This window comes from Flagellimonas nanhaiensis (genome assembly GCF_003382275.1).
Taxonomy (GTDB): domain Bacteria; phylum Bacteroidota; class Bacteroidia; order Flavobacteriales; family Flavobacteriaceae; genus Flagellimonas; species Flagellimonas nanhaiensis.
Genome location: NZ_QTJX01000002.1, coordinates 120,951 through 140,254 on the forward strand (window position 1 = coordinate 120,951; position 19,304 = coordinate 140,254).

13 protein-coding genes are annotated in these 19,304 nt (G+C 41.7%); 4 read left to right on the forward strand and 9 right to left on the reverse strand.

Annotated features, from left to right (window positions below; genetic code table 11):
- Positions 1-116 precede the first annotated feature (116 nt).
- Together DX873_RS07995 and DX873_RS08000 are read right to left on the reverse strand one after the other, a co-directional pair.
- Complete coding sequence (locus DX873_RS07995) at positions 117-1,010, reverse strand: hypothetical protein (RefSeq protein ID WP_116183942.1); 894 nt, start codon at positions 1,008-1,010, stop codon at positions 117-119.
- Between the two features lie 136 nt (positions 1,011-1,146).
- Positions 1,147-3,057 (reverse strand): ABC-F family ATP-binding cassette domain-containing protein, encoded by a 1,911-nt coding sequence (locus DX873_RS08000; protein ID WP_116183943.1) that lies wholly within the window; start codon positions 3,055-3,057, stop codon positions 1,147-1,149.
- Between the two features lie 65 nt (positions 3,058-3,122).
- Between DX873_RS08000 and DX873_RS08005 the strand changes: the two genes are divergently transcribed.
- Positions 3,123-3,515 (forward strand): DUF983 domain-containing protein, encoded by a 393-nt coding sequence (locus DX873_RS08005; protein ID WP_116183944.1) that lies wholly within the window; start codon positions 3,123-3,125, stop codon positions 3,513-3,515.
- Here DX873_RS08005 and DX873_RS08010 read toward each other — a convergent pair.
- Positions 3,503-4,558, reverse strand: a complete 1,056-nt coding sequence (locus DX873_RS08010) for an NAD(P)/FAD-dependent oxidoreductase (protein WP_116183945.1) — start codon at positions 4,556-4,558, stop codon at positions 3,503-3,505. The genes DX873_RS08005 and DX873_RS08010 overlap by 13 nt on opposite strands.
- Before the next feature lie 227 nt (positions 4,559-4,785).
- On the opposite strand from DX873_RS08010, the gene DX873_RS08015 reads away from it, so the two are divergent.
- Both DX873_RS08015 and DX873_RS08020 read left to right on the forward strand, forming a co-directional pair.
- Positions 4,786-6,819, forward strand: coding sequence for an IPT/TIG domain-containing protein (locus tag DX873_RS08015; protein ID WP_116183946.1), 2,034 nt, complete (start codon positions 4,786-4,788; stop codon positions 6,817-6,819).
- A gap of 121 nt (positions 6,820-6,940) precedes the next feature.
- A complete protein-coding gene (locus tag DX873_RS08020) occupies positions 6,941-7,240 on the forward strand; it encodes a GIY-YIG nuclease family protein (protein WP_116184833.1) in 300 nt (99 codons plus the stop codon).
- 234 nt (positions 7,241-7,474) lie between these two features.
- Here DX873_RS08020 and porN read toward each other — a convergent pair whose 3' ends face one another.
- The 6 genes from porN to topA all read right to left on the reverse strand — a co-directional run bounded on the left by porN (position 7,475) and on the right by topA (position 15,923).
- A complete protein-coding gene (gene porN / locus DX873_RS08025) occupies positions 7,475-8,377 on the reverse strand; it encodes a type IX secretion system ring subunit PorN/GldN (protein ID WP_116183947.1) in 903 nt (300 codons plus the stop codon).
- A gap of 20 nt (positions 8,378-8,397) precedes the next feature.
- On the reverse strand, positions 8,398-9,969 hold the full coding sequence (gene porM / locus DX873_RS08030; RefSeq protein ID WP_116183948.1) for a type IX secretion system motor protein PorM/GldM: 1,572 nt from the start codon (positions 9,967-9,969) through the stop codon (positions 8,398-8,400).
- Positions 9,970-10,034: 65 nt separating this feature from the next.
- A complete protein-coding gene (gene porL, locus DX873_RS08035; protein WP_116183949.1) occupies positions 10,035-10,685 on the reverse strand; it encodes a type IX secretion system motor protein PorL/GldL in 651 nt (216 codons plus the stop codon).
- Between the two features lie 88 nt (positions 10,686-10,773).
- On the reverse strand, positions 10,774-12,153 hold the full coding sequence (gene porK / locus DX873_RS08040) for a T9SS ring complex lipoprotein PorK/GldK (RefSeq protein ID WP_116183950.1): 1,380 nt from the start codon (positions 12,151-12,153) through the stop codon (positions 10,774-10,776).
- A gap of 121 nt (positions 12,154-12,274) precedes the next feature.
- Positions 12,275-13,432, reverse strand: coding sequence for a formimidoylglutamase (locus DX873_RS08045; protein WP_116183951.1), 1,158 nt, complete (start codon positions 13,430-13,432; stop codon positions 12,275-12,277).
- A gap of 1 nt (position 13,433) precedes the next feature.
- A complete protein-coding gene (topA, locus tag DX873_RS08050; protein WP_116183952.1) occupies positions 13,434-15,923 on the reverse strand; it encodes a type I DNA topoisomerase in 2,490 nt (829 codons plus the stop codon).
- 191 nt (positions 15,924-16,114) lie between these two features.
- Between topA and DX873_RS08055 the strand changes: the two genes are divergently transcribed.
- Positions 16,115-19,261 (forward strand): WD40/YVTN/BNR-like repeat-containing protein, encoded by a 3,147-nt coding sequence (locus DX873_RS08055; RefSeq protein ID WP_116183953.1) that lies wholly within the window; start codon positions 16,115-16,117, stop codon positions 19,259-19,261.
- Positions 19,262-19,304: the final 43 nt, after the last annotated feature.

Below are 19,304 nucleotides of genomic sequence, written 5' to 3' on the forward strand. Positions count from 1 at the left end.
CTACATTTTTTGGAAAGGTTAAATATTTCATAAATGTGGAAGGCGTGGGTTTTTAAAAACAAAAAAAGGGGATACACGCCTGCATCCCCAAACCAAACAAACTAAAGTATAACTAACTACTCATTTTCGTCAAAATCTTCCTCATCCTCAAATTTGGTATCCGCCATTCGTGTGCGTTTCAACTGAATAGCATTAAACTTGGGATGTTCTTTTCTTTCATCAGTGTCAAAAACCAAGAACTGATCTGTATCCATGGCGTTAAGACCTGTATACGAGTTGAACTTGTTGTTCTGTAGCTGTAAAATCTTAAGGCTGGCCAATTGGCTAAATTCAACAGGAATTTCTCCTCCCAATTGATTGTTGGCCAAAACCAACTCCTTTAACTGGCCCAAATTCCCTATTTCTTCTGGGATTGAACCCTCCAGATTATTCTCAAATAACCCTAGAGCCTCTAAATTGGAAAGATTTCCGATGGATTCCGGAATAATTCCCTTTAAATTATTACTGGAAAGGTTGAGCTCCTTTAGGTTCTCCAATACTCCAAATGAAGGTGGTATTGGGCCGCTCAAAAAGTTATTGAACATTGAAAATATTTCAAGTTCCTTAAGTTGCCCTATTTCTGTTGGAAGCGCACCTTTTATCCGGTTCATCTCCAAACGAAGTACCTTCAAATTTTTAAGATTTACGATATCCTTTGGTAAAACCCCAGTTATGCTGTTAAAAGCAAGATTAAGATGGGTCAGGTATTTTAATTTTCCCAAACTTTCGGGAAGCACACCGTTCAAATTGTTGTGGAACAGATTTATTTCAACCACATGTCCATCCTTCAATTCTATACCCTTCCAAGTGCCTACGGGAGCCTCAAGGTCCCATGTAGCAGTCCACTCTGGCCCCTTTGTACTATTGTATAGGTCCACCAGCACACTTTTTTCCTTTTGGGATATTTCATCTGCTGATACCCGCATGGAGGAAAGAGCCAACAATAAGAGTAAAACGACTAATCTATTCATTAATTACTTATTTAATTCTAAAGAATTTACTTACAAAGTAACTAAAGAACAGGAACAACTACAAAATTGATCGGTGAAGTACCCTAGAAATGTTGTGAAACCAGAAATTATTGTGGTTTGGATTTCTGCTTTTTGGCTAATTGTAGGATTCCAGCTCGCCTGACAGCTTTTCCCAATCCTCCATCAAGGATTCCAAAAGTTCCTTTTTACCATGGTAATCATCAAAAAAACCGGGTTTTGCAATTGTGCTGTCATAATCCATCAACAAATCATGATCCGCAATGGCTATGTCTTTTTCCAATTGCGAAATTTTCTTCTCAACGCTGCTCAATTTGTTCTTTATGGATTTCATCCGTTTTTGAGCGGCATAGTCATTTTCTTTTACCGGTTTTTTCTCCGTAGGTGCCTTGGTTTCTCCTTTTTCTATTTTTCTGAAGTCTTCCGCTTTGCGCTGATCCAGATAAAAATCGATATCCCCAAGGTATTCTTTAATGGCTCCATCCTTAAATTCATAGACCCTATCCGTAAGGCCTTGAAGAAAATCACGATCGTGAGACACCAATACCAATGTCCCTTCGAAATTCTGAAGCGCTTTTTTCAACACATTTTTGGACTTGATATCTAAATGGTTGGTAGGCTCATCCATTATCAAAACATTGAAGGGCTGTAAAAGCATTTTAGCTAGGGCCAAACGATTTCTCTCTCCTCCTGAAAGTACCTTTACATGCTTCTCCACCTCATCTCCACGAAAAAGAAAAGATCCCAAGATGTCTCTTACTTTGCTCCGATTGGTTTCATTGGCAGCATCAATCATGGTATCCAAAATGGTTTTTTCTCCATCCAGGTACTCTGCCTGGTTCTGGGCAAAGTAACCAATCTGAACGTTGTGCCCTGTCTTTAAACTCCCGGTATGGTCCAATTCCCCAACCATGATCTTTGCCAAGGTGGTTTTTCCTTGACCGTTTTGGCCAACAAAAGCTGTTTTACTGCCTCTCTCTACTAAAAGGTTAATGTTTTCCAACACCTGTTTTGGTCCATAACTTTTTGAAAGGTCTTCCAGCTCTGCGATCACCTTTCCCGGAGTTACGGACACTGGGAACCTTAGGTTCATAACGCTACCATCTTCTTCATCTACCTCGATGCGTTCCATTTTGTCCAATTTTTTGATCAGGGACTGTGCCATGGACGCCTTTGAGGATTTAGCCCTAAATTTCTCAATCAACCTTTCGGTCTGTTGAATCTGCTTTTCTTGGTTTTTTTGGGCATTGAGCTGTTGCTCTTTTATTTCCTTTCTAAACTCCAAGAACTTAGTATAGGGCTTGTTATAATCATATATTCTGCCCAAAGAAATCTCAATGGTTCGATTGGTGACATTATCAAGAAACATTTTATCGTGTGATACGATTACCACAGCCCCAGGATAGTTTTTTAGAAACTGTTCCAGCCAAATAATAGATTCTATATCCAAATGGTTGGTGGGCTCATCCAAAAGCAGCACATCGTTATTCTGGAGGAGTAACTTTGCCAGTTCAATTCGCATCCTCCATCCTCCGGAAAAGGTGTCGGTCAACTTATTGAAGTCCTCGCGTTTAAAACCCAATCCCTGAAGCACCTTTTCAGTATCTCCTTGATAGTTGTACCCTCCCAAAATTTCATATCTATGGGTAACATCGTTAAGGTCTACCATTAATTGGTGATAGGCTTCGCTTTCATAATCTGTACGTTCGGCCAAAGCCGTGTTGATCTCATCAAGTTTGAGTTCCAGCTGCTTGATTTCGGAAAAGGCTTGATAGGACTCTTCCAAAACAGTTCTTCCCTGTTCAAAATCAATATCCTGCTTCAGAAAACCAATATTGGTATCCTTTTCTGTTGCTATTGTTCCTTCATCCAGTGCCATTTCCTTGGAAAGCAACTTTAGCAGGGTAGATTTTCCAGCGCCATTTTTACCAATAAGCCCTACTCGATCTCCCGCATTCAACCGAAAGGAAATCTCTTCGAACAAATATTCGCCTCCAAAGGCAACAGAAAGGTTATGGATATTCAACATTTTATGTGACCTGAATTACAAAACTAACCTGGCTGAATCGTATTTTTGTGCCAAAATCGCTGCAAATGTTAAAAAAAGGAACCAAACTCTACAGCATTTTAACAGGAAGTTGTCCTAAATGCCATGAGGAAAGCATGTATGTAAACACCAATCCCTATGCCCTTCCCCAATTGTTTAAAATGCATGAAAGATGTTCAAACTGTGGTACCAAATACAAGATTGAACCATCCTTTTTCTATGGTTCAATGTACGTGAGCTATGCCGTGGGGATTGCCTTTGCAGTTGCTGCGTTTGTTATTTCCTTCCTTTTTGTTGGAACATCCTTGGTAAATACCTTTATTGCCATTGTAGCCACCTTGATCGTTTTTATGCCGGTCATTATTAGGTTATCCCGAAATATTTGGATCAACTTTTTTATTAAATATGATCCTCCCGTAGTAAAAAGTCAGTTGGAGTAGTACTTTTTGGTAAATCTGGATATGTTGATTTCTGGATTCAATTCCATGCCCTTCTCTATGGCATTGTATAATTGTGAGGAAACATACGGAGCCAAAAGCACTCCCCTGGAGCCCAATCCGTTTAGTACATAAAGGTTTTTGTGATCTGGATGTTGACCCACCAAGGGCCTGCGGTCGATTACGGTAGGTCGTATTCCAGCTACATGGTCCACTATTTCAAAATCACATTTAAGAAAAGTTCTGAGCTTCTCGAGCAATTCTGTTTTTGCTTCCTCGGTAGGAATATTGGTCTTGTCTTTCCATTTATATGTAGCTCCCACCAAATAGAGATCATCCTCCATCGGAATAGTAAACACTGAAGATTTGATCACGCTATTTTCCTTATAGCTGGGAGCTTTAATGGCAAGTAGCTCGCCCTTGGTTCCATTTAGTGGAAGGTAATCGAAATAGGGGTTCTTTTTAAGCCCGTAACCTTCGCAAAAAACGATTTGCTTGGCTTGTGTGGTTTTATACGAAATATGGTCTGACAAGGCCTTAAATTGATTAAAATCAAAGGTTTCTTGCTCCAACACTCCTTTTTTTCTTAAATAATCTTTATAAGCGACAAGAAGGGTTCCTGTGTCCACCCTTCCAGTGTATTTCACTTTTCCAAAACCAAAAGGTGCCTCAATACCAGGATTTTTGTTTTCCAGAATCTTTGTTGAAAGAAAATGATCAAGTCCAGGCTTATCAGCGGCCTCAAACCACATGTTCTGCTCCTCAATGGAAGCGAACTTGCGCAGTACGCGAAGCTTATGGTCCAGTTTTACTGCTAGCTTCTCCTCAAGATCGGAGTAGAATGGGGCTATTTTCTGCATTTGCTCCCCAGCTCTCCAGGCCATGGTGAACCTTTTGAGGATGACAGGATTGTAAAGACCGCCCGCCACTAGGGAAGATTGTTGGGAATCATCCGAAACTACCATATAGGATTTACCCTCTTTTTCAAGGGTTTCGCAAAAAGAAATTCCGGCCAAGCCTAGGCCAACTACCAGATAATCCAACATGCAGCTAAGGTAGTGATCTTGGTCGGGATTTTGTCATGAAACCATAATGTTTAAAAGGGTGGTAAGGCAGAGGTTTGGACGCTTGTTCAATTAAAAACCACATAGTAACACTCCAACCTAGATCTATCCATAATGGCATCTATCAACTCAAATAGGGCATCCATCAACTTGCGCCCAATTATTATCCATTTGTCCCTTACTATTAGAGTCCACAAAACTTTTTTATCATGAAAAAACATGCTTTGACTTATGCTTCGTGCATCCTCGTTACGCTACTTTTTGTGTTTTGCAGCAAGGATGACACCAAAAAACCGGATGTCCCGGAATCCAATCCACCCACAATTTCCAGTTTTACACCTTCAAATGGAACGGTAGGCACCGGTGTGACCATTAAGGGTTCCAATTTCAGCGCCACAGCAAGCGGGAACATTGTGAAGTTCAATGGGACCAAGGCCACTGTGAACACTGCTTCGGCCACGCAACTGGAAGTTACGGTCCCCTCCGGGGCCACCACAGGGAAGATCAGTGTGGAAGTGGACGGGGAAAAAGCCACCAGTGAAGGCACGTTCACTGTTACCGAGCCCTCGGCCAATGCACCGACCATTACCGGTTTTGATCCAACCGAGGGAACCCCCGGTACCACAGTGGAGGTCTCCGGAACCAACTTCAGTACCACTATGGCCGATAATCTGGTCAAGTTTAATGGGACCACTGCCAATGTAAGTGCCGCAACGGCCACTTTGCTCACTGTTCAAGTGCCCAATGGGGCCGAGACCGGACCTATCACGGTCACCGTAGATGGGGAGACCACCCAGAGCAGTGACGACTTTACCGTTAACGAACCCTCTGCAAATGCACCGACCATTACCAGTTTTGATCCAACCGAAGGAACCCCTGGTACCACAGTGGAGGTCTCCGGAATCAACTTCAGTACCACTATGGCCGATAATCTGGTCAAGTTTAATGGGACCACTGCCAATGTAAGTGCCGCAACGGCCACTTTGCTCACTGTTCAAGTGCCCAATGGGGCTGAGACCGGACCTATCACGGTCACCGTAGATGGGGAGACTACCCAGAGTAATGAGGACTTTACCGTGTTGGTACCACCGACAATTTCCATAAGCGGGTTTGCCCCCGACCAAGAAAATGTGGGCGCCGAAGTGGTAATCAATGGAGCCAACTTTGATCTCGACCCCGCCAATAATACCGTCAAATTCAATGGTGTGGATGCTGAGGTGACCAGCGCCAACTCCACACAACTTACGGTGACCGTACCCGAAGGGGCCACAACAGGCACCATTACCGTAACCGTGGGGGAACAGACTGGGGAAAGTACAGAAGAATTTACTGTAGGGCCATGGAGAAAACTCGCAGATTTTCCTGGAGAAGCAAGAAGAGATGGGGTTATGGCAACTTTGGAGGATGAAAATGGAAAATTATTTATTATAGCAGGTTTAGGGTTCTCATTTAACGGAAATACAGAACTGGATGATATATGGCTATACAATCCCGAGACCGATGAGTGGACGGAACAAAATGGTAGTTTTCCCGGTGGAAAAAGATACGGGCCATTTTCCTTTACCATTGATAACAAATGGTTTGTGGGAGCAGGAAATGACGGTCAACAGAAAGTAAATGACTGCTACAGGTATAATCCTTTAACTAAGTCGTGGGTTGTCGTTGCTACACCAGCCACTCCTCCAGGTCTGAACGGAAGAACCTTTACAGTAAATCAAAAAGGTTATTTATTTGGTGGCACTAATACTGCACATTTTCAAGAATTCGATACAAACTTAAATAGTTGGAATGATAAAAACACTATTGGCAATAATCCGAGAATACGTCCAGTAAGTTTTGTGATTGACGGTATTGGGTACATTGCGACTGGCTATAACAATAGTGACAATGTCTATTATAAGGATATACATCGGTACGACCCAAATCTTGATTCATGGTCTGAAATGCAGTCACTTGATATTGGATTAGAAAGATATGGCGCCATAGGATTCGCGCTTAACGGAAAAGGGTATTTGGGCACAGGTATAATTCATTCGGGTACACCCAAACACTTCTCAGATTTGTTTGAATATGACCCTAATTCCAATTCTTGGTCACAAAAGACATCATATCCTGGAGCTGCGCGTTATGGTGCATCTTCAACTACATTAAATAACAAAGCTTATGTTTCATTTGGCGAAACCAAATTCGCAAATGAAGACAGAAATGATTTTTGGGAATACACTCCTGCTCTGGATAATTAATTTACATACAATTCATAGGATTAAAAGGGGACTTTGTCCCCTTTTTTATCACCTTTTCTTTAAAGTAAAAAACAAAAATTTGTCTTTCCTGCGAAAGCAGGAAACCACTTTATACCAAAGAATGCCCCATAACATACACGAATACTATGTTTATATACTTACTAACCAAAAGAACGGGACCTTATACATAGGCATGACCAACAACCTACAACGACGGGTCCGGGAACACAAAAGTGGAAAGCTGAAAGGCTTTACCCAAAGGTATGGTCTCCACCGGTTGGTCTATTATGAGTTTCATCAGTATGTAAACAATGCCATTCTTAGAGAGAAACAGCTAAAAAAATGGAAACGCCAATGGAAAATACGGCTCATTGAAGCAGAAAACCCATACTGGTCCGATCTAGCAGAGGGTTGGTCTTGACCATGGATTCCTGCCTTCGCAGGAATGACCAAGTAAGAAACCGAAAGAACATCTAGAAAGGTCCAAGCCCAAAATAGACTATGGCTGGCTGACACCTAAAACAAAAAACGCCGCACTAGAGTGCGGCGTTATATGAATTGAATTGGAAAATTATTTTATGTGGATTCCGAAACAAGTTCGGAATAATTCAACCATCAACTTTGATTCGCCATTCGCTTTCAAAGTTGGGTTTCATTAATATGCCCACATGTCCTGTTCCCTATCGCGGATGACCTCTTTAATTCTTTTGGCCTCCAACAATTGGAACAAAGCATTGTCAAAAATATAATCGTCTATTTCACGGTCTCCGTGAACGTTATCCTCTTTATAGATTACACCATTAAAACGTCTTGCGTTCAATAGCATATCATAAGATATAGGTCTAGCGGAATTGCGCTGGTTGTAGACCTTGGCATCGTGCAGTATTTGTCTAGCAGCAGGATACCATACCCAGAACAGTTCTACTTTGTTCTCTCCTGGGTCCACAGATTCATCATCTATGAAGTTTACGTCTGGTGCAACAGGGGCTATTCCCAACAAACGATATTTAAGTTCACCTTGTCGCTTGTCAAAATACCAGATTCCTTTAATGCGATACTCTTCAATATCCGCAGCGCTCAAATCCCTTTGGTTGATAAACTCAGGGGAAATCTGTTCACCGGCATTCAATTGTTCGTATCCTAAATCTGTGGTATCCACTTTGCTCAAGGTAGCGCCCAAATCGTTCAACGTACGTTTTTCTGTGAAGTACGAATCTGTATATACCTCGGTCAGTTTACCATTTCTCATGTTTTTCATCAACACATGGTACAAAGACCTTCTGTCAGCCCCAATACCAATGGTATCGGTAGGGTAATACAGCGGGAAGTTGACACGCTCATCAAGATCTATGGTCTCCCATACGGTCTTGGACCATAGGATGTCCCTATCATCCACATAACCATACTCTAGGGGAGCATCATTATCTTGTTCTATTTGGGCTTCTGTCTTTTTTCCTATATCATCCGGCAGCTTGGCATTCAAGATGTTTGCCTGGGCCATCATTGATACGGGCAATAAGCTTAAAGCTCCAATTAAAAATGCATTTTTCCAATTCATGATTTTACTTCTATACTTTATTAGTTTGTAAGCTCAACTACAACAGGAGATACCTTTTTCAACTTGTAGCTTCTATTGTTGGTGATATATGCGTTGATATCAAAAATCTGAACGGCATCACCTCTTTTAGCTCTCTTAAGAGCAGACTTGGCCTGGCTGTTCAATTTGTTACCTTTTACAACGATCGTTGGTTGACCTGGCACCTTGAACTTAAATCCGCCAACGGCTAAGTTCAAATCAAAATCAAAGTCCTCCAACATAGCGCCAACTGTAGAAATCTCAAGGTTTCTTCTAGGCATTTTAACGCTACCTGCCTCACCTCTTACCGTACCACCTGGTCTTGGGATATCCTTGATCCTAAATTCAGACTTGGTAGAGATAGCTTGACCATCTGGCAATGTACCTGAAGCAGTAATGGTAACCGTTCTTCCAGTTCCAGGGTTCATGATATAGTTGCTACCGCTTCTTCTGGATAAACCAGCTGCTCTTGCGTTAACTTTATTATCAGGAATACCAGGGATGGAAATGGTCATTGGGTTGGCCACACCACGGTAAACAACGTTCATCTTATCTGCAGAAATAACCGCAGCGTTAGGCTTGGTGATAGTAGCAAAGGTGTTGTTCACTTCTACAGGAACTTCCTCACCATCTTGCATAAAGTACATTGTACCTGCAATAGTATGGTCACCAGCAGTTCCAGCACTGATCAACATTTTGATACCACCTTCTTCCAATAGATAGTCTTTTCCTTCAGTAAGATTTCTACCATCCAATTTAAGCTCTGCCTTCACAGGCTTGGAAGATCTATCGGTTTTACTGATGATAATTTTACCATCATATTTTTCACCCGTATAGAACGCGCTCTTAGATGCATGCAAAGAAGTCGCAAAGTTTTTCAAAGAAACTGCTTCTGTAAGGTTACCTTCCAAAAGACCTTTCAATACTTCTTGCTCAGTAGACATGATATCTGCCTGCAATTGTGTAATCTTGGTCAAGGAAGCAACTAGTGGATATCCTTCAAAATGGTAGTTCATCCAATCTACTTTGATGTTATCTCGTAGTCTGGTCACTTTTCCGTTATCATCACCAGTTTCAAATCTAGTTTGAACTGCTCCTTTGATCTCTGACATATTTTCTGGCAATGCAGCTAAAATCTGCTCTCTATAATTCTGAAGGGTAGACAAGAATTTCTCGCCTTCCGGCTTCAACTTGTCTCCTTGGAAAAATAGGTTGTCCAAATAGTCAGACTTATCCATAACAACATAGTTGTTTGGGTCTTCCTGATCGGCAAGCATGCCTTTTTTCAATTCCTCCAAGTACTCATAGTACTCAAGGGAAAGTTTTTGAACAGTCTGGGCTTTTTCAAACAAGGGACCATACTTGATCGCATCTTCAGATGCTTTGGTCTCCAGACCTTCAAAATAGGCCAAGTTGTTTGCTTCAGCTTTCTCATTGGAAGTTTCCAGCTTTGCATTCATCAAACCGAATGCGGCAAGAACCTCCTTGCTCATATTTAATGCCAACATCGCGATGAAGATCAAATACATGAGGTTGATCATCTTCTGACGTGGTGTTTGTTTTCCTGATGCCATGTTTTATCTAATTAGAATTAATAATTAATTTGATTTGGGTTTGGTATATTAATCAAATCCCCTAATTAGTTTTTACTCATGGCGGATAGCATACCTCCGTAAACTCCGTTCAAAGAAGAAAGATTGGTTGCCAAAGATTCCATTTGCTCTTTTAATGCACCTGCGTTCTGTACTACTTCCTCATTGATGGAAGCTTGACGGCTAGCGCTTTCCAATTGTACTTTGTACAAGCTGTTCAAAGACTCCATTTGAGCGGCAGCATGAGACAACTCTTCAGAATACTTCTTAGTGTGTTGGATAGCATCTGTAGTCGGAGCAATACCTTTAGCAGCACCTTCAAAATTCTTGATGCTATCTCCTAAACTTGTGAAAAGTTCAGAATCGATATTCGCTTCTTTCAATAAATCATCCAATTTTCTGGAAAGAAGACCTTCAGCTTCTTTAGCTTGCTTAGCCTCATTTTTGTTTCCTTTAGATTGACCGTGAGCCAATTCAGGATACACCAAAGACCAATCGTACTCATCATCTACTGGTTCAAATGCAGAGATAGCGAAGATCAATGCTTCAGTAATAAGTCCAACAGCAAGAAGCAATCCACCAGTCAGTGGTCCGAATTCCCAGTGAAGGATCTTAAAAAGTGCACCAATAATTACTACTGATGCTCCCAGCCCGTAGGCCATGTTAAACAGCTTTTTTGTTGATTTTGACTGTGCCATAATTCTAGTTTTAATTAAGTTATATAAATAAGTATTTGGTTACTTGTGATTTATATAATGTTCTCTTTTCTTTTACAATGATAAATAATTAGTTCGGAAGTCCTTGCCCCTTTGTTGAGTCCTCTTCTCCCATGTAATCCTGTACTGTTCTGAAACCGATATAGCTTCTTGCAGAATCCTGGTATTCATAGTCACGCGTACTTACCTGTAGGAAGTATGCTACGTCTTTCCAAGATCCTCCGCGGATCACTTTTCTTTTGTTCTGTCCAGATCCCACATTTGGGTTCATTGTGGACAGATATTCATAAGCTCCTTGATCAAAACTGGAGCTTGTCCATTCTGATACATTACCTGCCATGTTATACAGGTTATAATCGTTTGGCTCAAAGGATTTTGCCTCAACAGTGTACAGTGCAGCATCTGCGGCATAATCTCCCCTTTGCGGTTTAAAGTTTGCCATAAAACAACCTGTATCACTGATCACATAAGGACCACCCCATGGGTATGTACCTCCTTCAATTCCACCTCTTGCTGCATATTCCCATTCAGCTTCTGTGGGTAACCTGAATTGGTTCACAAATTGTCTTCCACGACTTTTTTGATCGTCGTTCTTAAATTTGGTCCTCCAGTTACAGAATGCCTTGGCCTGCATCCAGTTTACCCCTACAACAGGATATTCACTGTACGCATCATGCCAGAAATAGTCATTGTGCATGGGTTCGTTATAAGAGTATTCAAAATCCCGAATCCATACTGTGGTATCTGGATATATCTCCAACTCTTCATGCTTTATGAAGTCTTTTCTGCTTCCGGTCCTTGCCCTTGCCGCAGATTCGATGTCCATCCAACTATACTTGTACTTTAATTGGGTAACATCAACGGAACGTAATCCATTATAGCTTTCTTCTTCAGGAAGATAAATGGAGTCCATTACTTCTGCATAGTATTCATCCGGATATTCGGATGTATCCCAAACAAGGTCTGCATCTTTGTTCAATGCTCTTCCTTCATATCCAGTCTCTCCCAAGCCGGCGTAGTTGTCGAGCATATATTTTTCGTAAACAGATATCTTAGTGGTATCGGTATCTTTAAAGGCATATTCCCCTATACCTTCATCTTCTGGACCAAGGCCCAGTTCGTCGGCCAAAATGGCCAGTTTTGTTCTGGCAATGGAATCCTTTACCCATTCCACAAACTGTCGATACTCGCTATTAGTGATTTCCGTATCGTCCATATAAAAGGAACGCACGGTAACCGTTCTTGTGGGAGCGTTAGATACTTTTGCCTGATCTTCCTCAGCTTTACCCATTACAAATGAGCCTCGGGGAATCAGTTCCATTCCATAGGGTTTTTCTGGATGCCACTTTTTTCCAGGGGCCCCGACCAGTTCACCTTTTGATCTTGATTTTGACCCACAACTCGTGAGTAAAAAAACAAGTGCTATAGATGAAAAGAATAGCTTTCTCATACTTTAGGTTAAATTTTCGATTTAAGATTATAAACTGTACAACACAAATTCATTACTCTCAAAACTGCTTTTTGAATAATTTATTGTGCAAATACAGTTAATGCCCAAAATTTTAATTTGTTCAGTTAAAGCCTTTTCTGTAAGCTTTGAACCACCTTTCGGGAATGTTTTGGTTGCAAGCATCCAAATAGTCCCCTTCGGTGCAAGGTAATAACGCGGGTGAATTTGTTTTAGTATGTTCAGGTAAAATTGATGGTACTTCTACCCACCAACGTTCCGTTACATGGCTTTTGTAAAATACCAGTTCCTCGGTATCCGTTGGAACCGTGAACTTGGTAAAATCCTCACTCTTGGAACTGGGGTGTTCCTTAATCCTAAAACTTAATCCTTCTATGAAGTACCAAATAATCTGTGCAATCATTTGAAAGGCCTGGGGCGAATTTTCCCCTTCATAAATTCCGAACAGAGAAACTTTGTCGCTTATTCCAGCGTAGCGTGCTATTGCACAAATTTCCCTTCCTGTGAATCCGTTTGGTGAAAAGTTTTGTGACAATCCCATTTCTCCTGCCCTAATGGCCCTGAGATCTAAACTTACAATATGGGAACTCCGCAAAACAGGTTCGGCCAACTCAATGTTCGCGGTGATATCTCCCAATCGATAGGCATCAAAGAAAAGTCGTTCCATAAGATCTACCTCTTCCTGCGCATTAAAATAACTTTGGTATCCTATGTTTGAGAAGTTAAAAAGGTTGTTGGGTTTATCGGTTATGATCCTACTCATGTATGAGTGTGAAGAAATCAGCTCGTCATCTTCGCCAAAATCAAAACGGCTGTCTATGGACACAAGATTTACCATGTCCCTGATTTTATCGAAAGCCCTATAGGTTGGAAATGTAATGTCTTGGGTGGCACCTATTATAATAGGTATAATATTTTCTTCAAGTAAGCCTGCTGCAATTTCTTTGACCACAAAGTAGGTGTCCTCTACAGTGTCTCCTTCCTCCACATCCCCAAGATCAATTATTGAAGAATTCCAATTGCCCATCATAAGCCGGTACAATTGAATTCGGATTTCATCAATATTTAATTTCTCCGGTTTTTTCTCAAATGCGTTCCTGGATTCCAACACCCCAAAAATGGCCACAGTGACATTGGCAAAAACTGGGAGTCCATCTTTTTTGGTATGCATGTGGATGTTCTTGCCCAATGCTTGTGGTGGCAACAACTCTGAAAATGCCAGTACTTTGTCTTTGACTGGAACTAAAAAATCAAATGCCATGTTATTTTTTAGTTTTTGCCTTGGCCTTGGTTTTTTTCTTGGGAGCTTTCTTTTCCAAAAGTGCTTGGGCTTCTTCCAATGAGATTTTTGAAGCATCGATATCTTTGGATAGCTCTACTTTAATCCTACCCTTTATAATATTGTGTCTTCCCCAACGGGCTTTTTCAATACGAATTTTTTCTTCGGGCCATTCCTGCACCAATTTCTCGGCCTCTTTTTTCTTTTTGTCCTCAATAAGTTCCCCTATATCAGATTGGGATAGATTATCGAAGTCGTATTTTTTGTTCACATTGATGAACATTCCATCCCATTTAATGAACGGTCCAAACCTTCCTTTTCCCTTGGTCACCTCTTTTCCTTCATAGGTTGCAATCGGGGCATCTGCTTTTTGTTTCTCCTTGATCAAGACTATGGCCCTGTCCAGATCCACATCAAAAGCACTTTCACCTTGGGCCAGTGAAATGAATTTTTTTCCAAACCTTACGTAAGGACCATATCTACCAACGTTGGCCTCAATCTCTTCTCCTTCATAAACTCCAAGCTTTCTAGGTAGCTCAAAAAGGTCCATCGCTTCTTCAAACGTAATTGTATTAATGGATTGGTCTGGCAAAAGACTTGCAAAAAGAGGTTTTTCCTCTTCGTCCACTGTACCTATTTGCACCATTGGACCAAAACGTCCCAATCTGGCCGCAACCTGTCTACCGGATTTTGGATCTACTCCCAAGACACGTTCGCCACTAGCTCGTTCAGCGTTTTCTTCAACCTCAAGAACATTGGGATGGAAATCTTGGTAGAAGTCTTTCATCATCTGTTTCCAATCTTCTTCCCCAGCAGCAATTTCATCGAAGTCTTCCTCGACCTTGGCTGTAAAATTGTAATCCAGAATCTTGGTGAAATGGTTCACCAAAAAATCATTGACAATCATTCCAATATCGGTCGGAACCAACTTTCCTTTATCCGACCCCACCATTTCGGAGAGTTTCTTTTCCTGAATTTGGCCATTTTCCAAAATCAGCTGGACGTATTTACGCTCCGTTCCTTCAACACTGCCTTTTTCTACATAACCCCTGTTTTGGATAGTTGAAATAGTTGGCGCGTAAGTAGAAGGTCTTCCGATTCCCAGTTCTTCCAATTTTTTTACAAGCGAAGCTTCTGTATAGCGATAAGGAGGTCGTGTAAAACGTTCCGTAGCCGTGATGTAGTTATTGTGCAATGCTTCCCCAATTTGCATGGCTGGAAGCATTCCTTCCTGTTCTTCGGCTCCATCCTCTTCATCGGTTCCTTCCAGATATACCTTTAGGAATCCATCAAACTTGACCACCTCGCCATTTGCAGCGAATTCCTCTTGATGCGTGGAAGCCTTAATCTTTACATTGGTCCGCTCCAACTCCGCATCACTCATTTGAGAGGCCAATGTCCGCTTCCAGATAAGTTCATAGAGTTTGGACTGGTCTCTTTCCAAAGATGGAGATTGCAATTTCATATCTGTAGGCCTGATAGCCTCATGCGCTTCTTGAGCCCCTTTAGCTTTGCCTGTATAGTTCCTAACCTTACTATAAGACTCGCCATAGTTTTGTACAATGGCATCTTTGGCAGCATTTAATGCTTCATTGGAAAGGTTTACACTATCCGTTCTCATGTAAGTAATCAATCCAGCCTCATATAACCGTTGGGCCACTTGCATTGTTCTACTCACAGAAAAATATAGTTTCCTTGAAGCCTCCTGTTGTAAAGTTGATGTTGTAAAGGGAGGTGCCGGTGATTTTTTTGCTGGTTTTTTATCCAGGCTTGCAACAGAGAAGTCTGCTCCAATGTTTTGTTTTATGAATACCTCCGCGCTTTCTTTGGTTGAAAAGGTTTTGTTCAGCTTTGCAGAAAAAGTATTCCCGTTTGCAGTTTTGAACTCTGCCTTTATCCTGAAGGAAGCTTGGGGATCAAACCCTTCGATTTCCCTTTCCCTCTCAACAATCAATCTGACCGCAACGGACTGAACCCTTCCTGCCGAAAGTCCAGGTTTTATTTTTTTCCAAAGTACAGGGGAGAGTTCATAACCCACTAACCTGTCCAAAACTCTTCTTGCCTGTTGGGCGTTCACCAAATCATAGTTGATCTCCCTAGGATTCTCAATTGCCTTTTGTATGGCCGATTTTGTAATGGAGTTAAAAACAATACGCTTAGTCTTGCTTTTATCAAGTTTCAGCTCTTCGGCCAAATGCCATGAAATGGCCTCCCCTTCTCGGTCCTCATCACTGGCCAACCAAATGGTATCAGCTTTTTGGGCCAGCTCTTTCAGCTTTTTGACCAAAGCCTTTTTTTCCTTATCGACTGTATATTTTGGCTTAAAATTATTGTCCACATCCACACCAAGTTCTTTGGATGGAAGGTCAACAATATGTCCAAAACTGGACTCAACCTGATATTCATTTCCTAAAAATCGTTCGATGGTCTTTGCCTTTGCCGGGGACTCAACAATAACTAAATTCTTTGGCATGCACTGGGTTTTGAGGTAACAAAAGTATATCAATTTTTCGATTTGAAGCGATCTCTTGATTGCAAGCAAAGAAATATTAAGGTTAAGATTCTCTTCAAATCCAGGATGAAATATTCCCAAAAAAACAATTTCAATCCATTAGCCAACAATATTTTATAGCTACTTTTAAAGACTATTTTTAACCTAACAACATGAAAAAAATTACACTTCTTCTACTTGCTCTTTCCATGATTTGTGTTACCGTTGAATCCAGCGCCCAACGGAAAAAAAACAAAAAGGAAACAACTGAAACGTTTCAAGAAAAATTATACAACGGAATGGAATGGCGTCTTGTTGGCCCTTTTAGGGGAGGAAGAGCAGGCACAGCCACTGGAGTGTTGCACGACCCCAACCTTTATTACATGGGTACCGCTGGTGGCGGGGTATGGAAAACCACCGATGCCGGCAATAGCTGGAGTTGCATTTCTGACGGTTATTTTGGAGGATCCATTGGTGCTATCGCAGTTTCGGAATCTGACCCAAATGTTATATATATTGGAGAGGGAGAGCAGACCCTTCGCGGAAATGTATCCTCAGGAAACGGTCTCTGGAAAAGTACCGACGCTGGTGAAACCTGGAAATTTATAGGTCTTGAAGGATCCGAGCATATTGCGAGAATACGAATTCATCCCACCAATCCAGATTTAGTCTATGTAGCTGCTATTGGAAACTTGTGGATTCCCAATGAAACACGTGGTGTCTATCGATCAAAAAATGGTGGTGAGACCTGGGAAAAGATTCTGTACGAAAGCGACAAAGCTGGTGCAGGAGATTTAATTCTAGACCCAAACAATCCGAGAATCTTATACGCATCTACCTGGCAAATGAAACGGAATGGTTATCGGATGGACAGTGGCGGACCGGATAGCAAGATGTACAAAAGTACTGATGGGGGCGACACCTGGACGGACATTTCCAGCTATGCTGGATTACCGGATGGACCGTGGGGAATTGTGGGCATCGCGGTTTCCCCATTAGATTCAGAAAGGGTTTGGGCCTTGATAGAAGCTGAGGACGGAGGCCTTTTTAGATCTGATGACGCTGGAAAAACCTGGAAGAAAATCAATGAGAATAGAGCGCTAAGACAAAGGGCGTGGTACTATACCCGCATTTACGCAGACACTCAAAATGTTGACAAGCTATTTGTAATGAATGTTAGCTATGGGGTTTCTACCGATGGAGGAAAAACCTTTACATTGAAAAACGCACCGCATGGTGACCACCACGACTTATGGATCGATCCTAACAACGACCAACGAATGGTTATAGCGGATGATGGAGGTGCTCAAGTTTCAAATGATGGGGGTGAAAATTGGACAACTTATCACAACCAACCCACCGCACAATTTTATAGGGTTACCACTGATAATTCTTTCCCATATCGAATTTATGGAGCACAACAGGACAACAGTACGGTACGTATAGCCCATAGAACATCCGGAGCTTCCATTTCTGAGTCTCATTGGGAACCTACCGCAGGGGGAGAAAGTGCCCATCTGGCAATAGACCCCAATAATAATGATATTGTTTACGGAGGTACATTTAAAGGCTACATGATGCGAAAAGACCATAGCGTGGACCAAACCAGATCTGTGAATATTTGGCCAGACAACCCGGCCGGTTCCGGAGCGGAAGTAATGAAATACCGTTTCAACTGGAACTTCCCTGTGAAATTCAGTATCCATGACTCCAAAAAGCTTTATGCCGGTTCCAACTTTTTGCACGTTACCACAAATGAAGGTCAAACCTGGAAGACCATTTCACCAGACCTCACACGGGGACTCCCTGAGACCATAAAATCATCTGGAGGTCTTATTACGCAGGACAATACGGGTGCCGAGTTTTATTCCAACCTGTTTGTAATCAACGAATCTCCTTTGGAAGAGGGAGTCATTTGGGTGGGCAGTGACGATGGACTGATCCATGTTTCCCGGGACAATGGCAATACCTGGGACAATGTTACCCCGCCTTCCAACATGAGTCCAAAACTGAATATGATCAATTGCATAGATCCAAGCCCTTTTGATAAAGGCACTGTTTACGTAGCTGCAACATCGTATAAGTTTGGGGACTACACTCCATATCTCTATAAAACCAGCGATTATGGACAATCGTGGAAGGTGATAACCAAGGGAATCAAAAGTAACCATTATACGAGGGCCATACGTGCTGATAAAACGAGAAAGGGACTGCTATATGCCGGTACAGAATGGGGCATGTATGTTTCTTTTGATGATGGGGCAAGCTGGTCTCCATTCCAGCTCAACCTCCCCATTACCTCAATTCGTGATCTTCACGTACGCGACAATGACCTCATTGCCGCCACTCATGGACGTAGCTTTTGGATGATTGATGACCTTACCCCCTTGCATCAACTTTCTGATGAAATGGCCAGCAATGATTTCCATCTCTATAAACCAGACAACGCCTATCGCATGCAACAATCTGGCGGATGGTCAAAGCCCAACCCAAAACTTGTGGGTCAGAATCATCCTGATGGCGCAATCATCAATTTTTATGTGAAAGATGTCAAAGAAACTGATTCGATAAGTATTGAAATTCTTGAATCTGACGGAACACTGATCCAAAAGTTTTCGAACAATGCAAAGGAGAACAAACTGGACCCGGGCGCTCCAAAACCGTTAGAGGTTGCCTCCGGAGGAAATCGTTTAATATGGAATATGCGATATCCTGGTTTTAAAGCTTTTAAGGGCATGGTGCTGTACTCGTCACCTAATGTTGGACCTAAAGCTGTACCTGGGGAATATCGTGTTAGAATGCGTTACAACGGGGTTGCCTCTGAGCAAGTATTTACCATTGTTAAAGATCCAAGGATGCCCAATACAAACGAAGACTATCAAAAGCAGTTTGACTTTTTGATCAAGGTTCGTAACCAAGTGAGCAGGGCAAATACGGCAATCTCAGACATAAGATCTGTTGAAAAGGACTTAAAATATCTCAAGGAAAAGACTTCGGACAATGAAACCATTCAAAATCTTATCTCCGAATTTCAGACCAAATTGGACGTTGTGGAAAACAATATCCATATGACTAAAAATCAAAGCCGACAAGATCCTTTAAATTATGGAATACGAATCAATAACAGGCTAGCTTTTTTAATGGCAGATTCCCAACGCGGAGATTACCCTCCTACGGACCAATCGCTCGAGTTTTTTGAAGAAGTGACCAAAGAACTGGATGCCGAGATAAATGCGCTCAACAGTTTGTTACAGGGCTATGTTTCCAAAATCAATGGTCAGGTTTCGGAGAGTAACATCAAAATTATTTCTACTGAATAATTGGTTAAAATAGTTGAACAAAAAAGCCCCTTTAAAGGGGCTT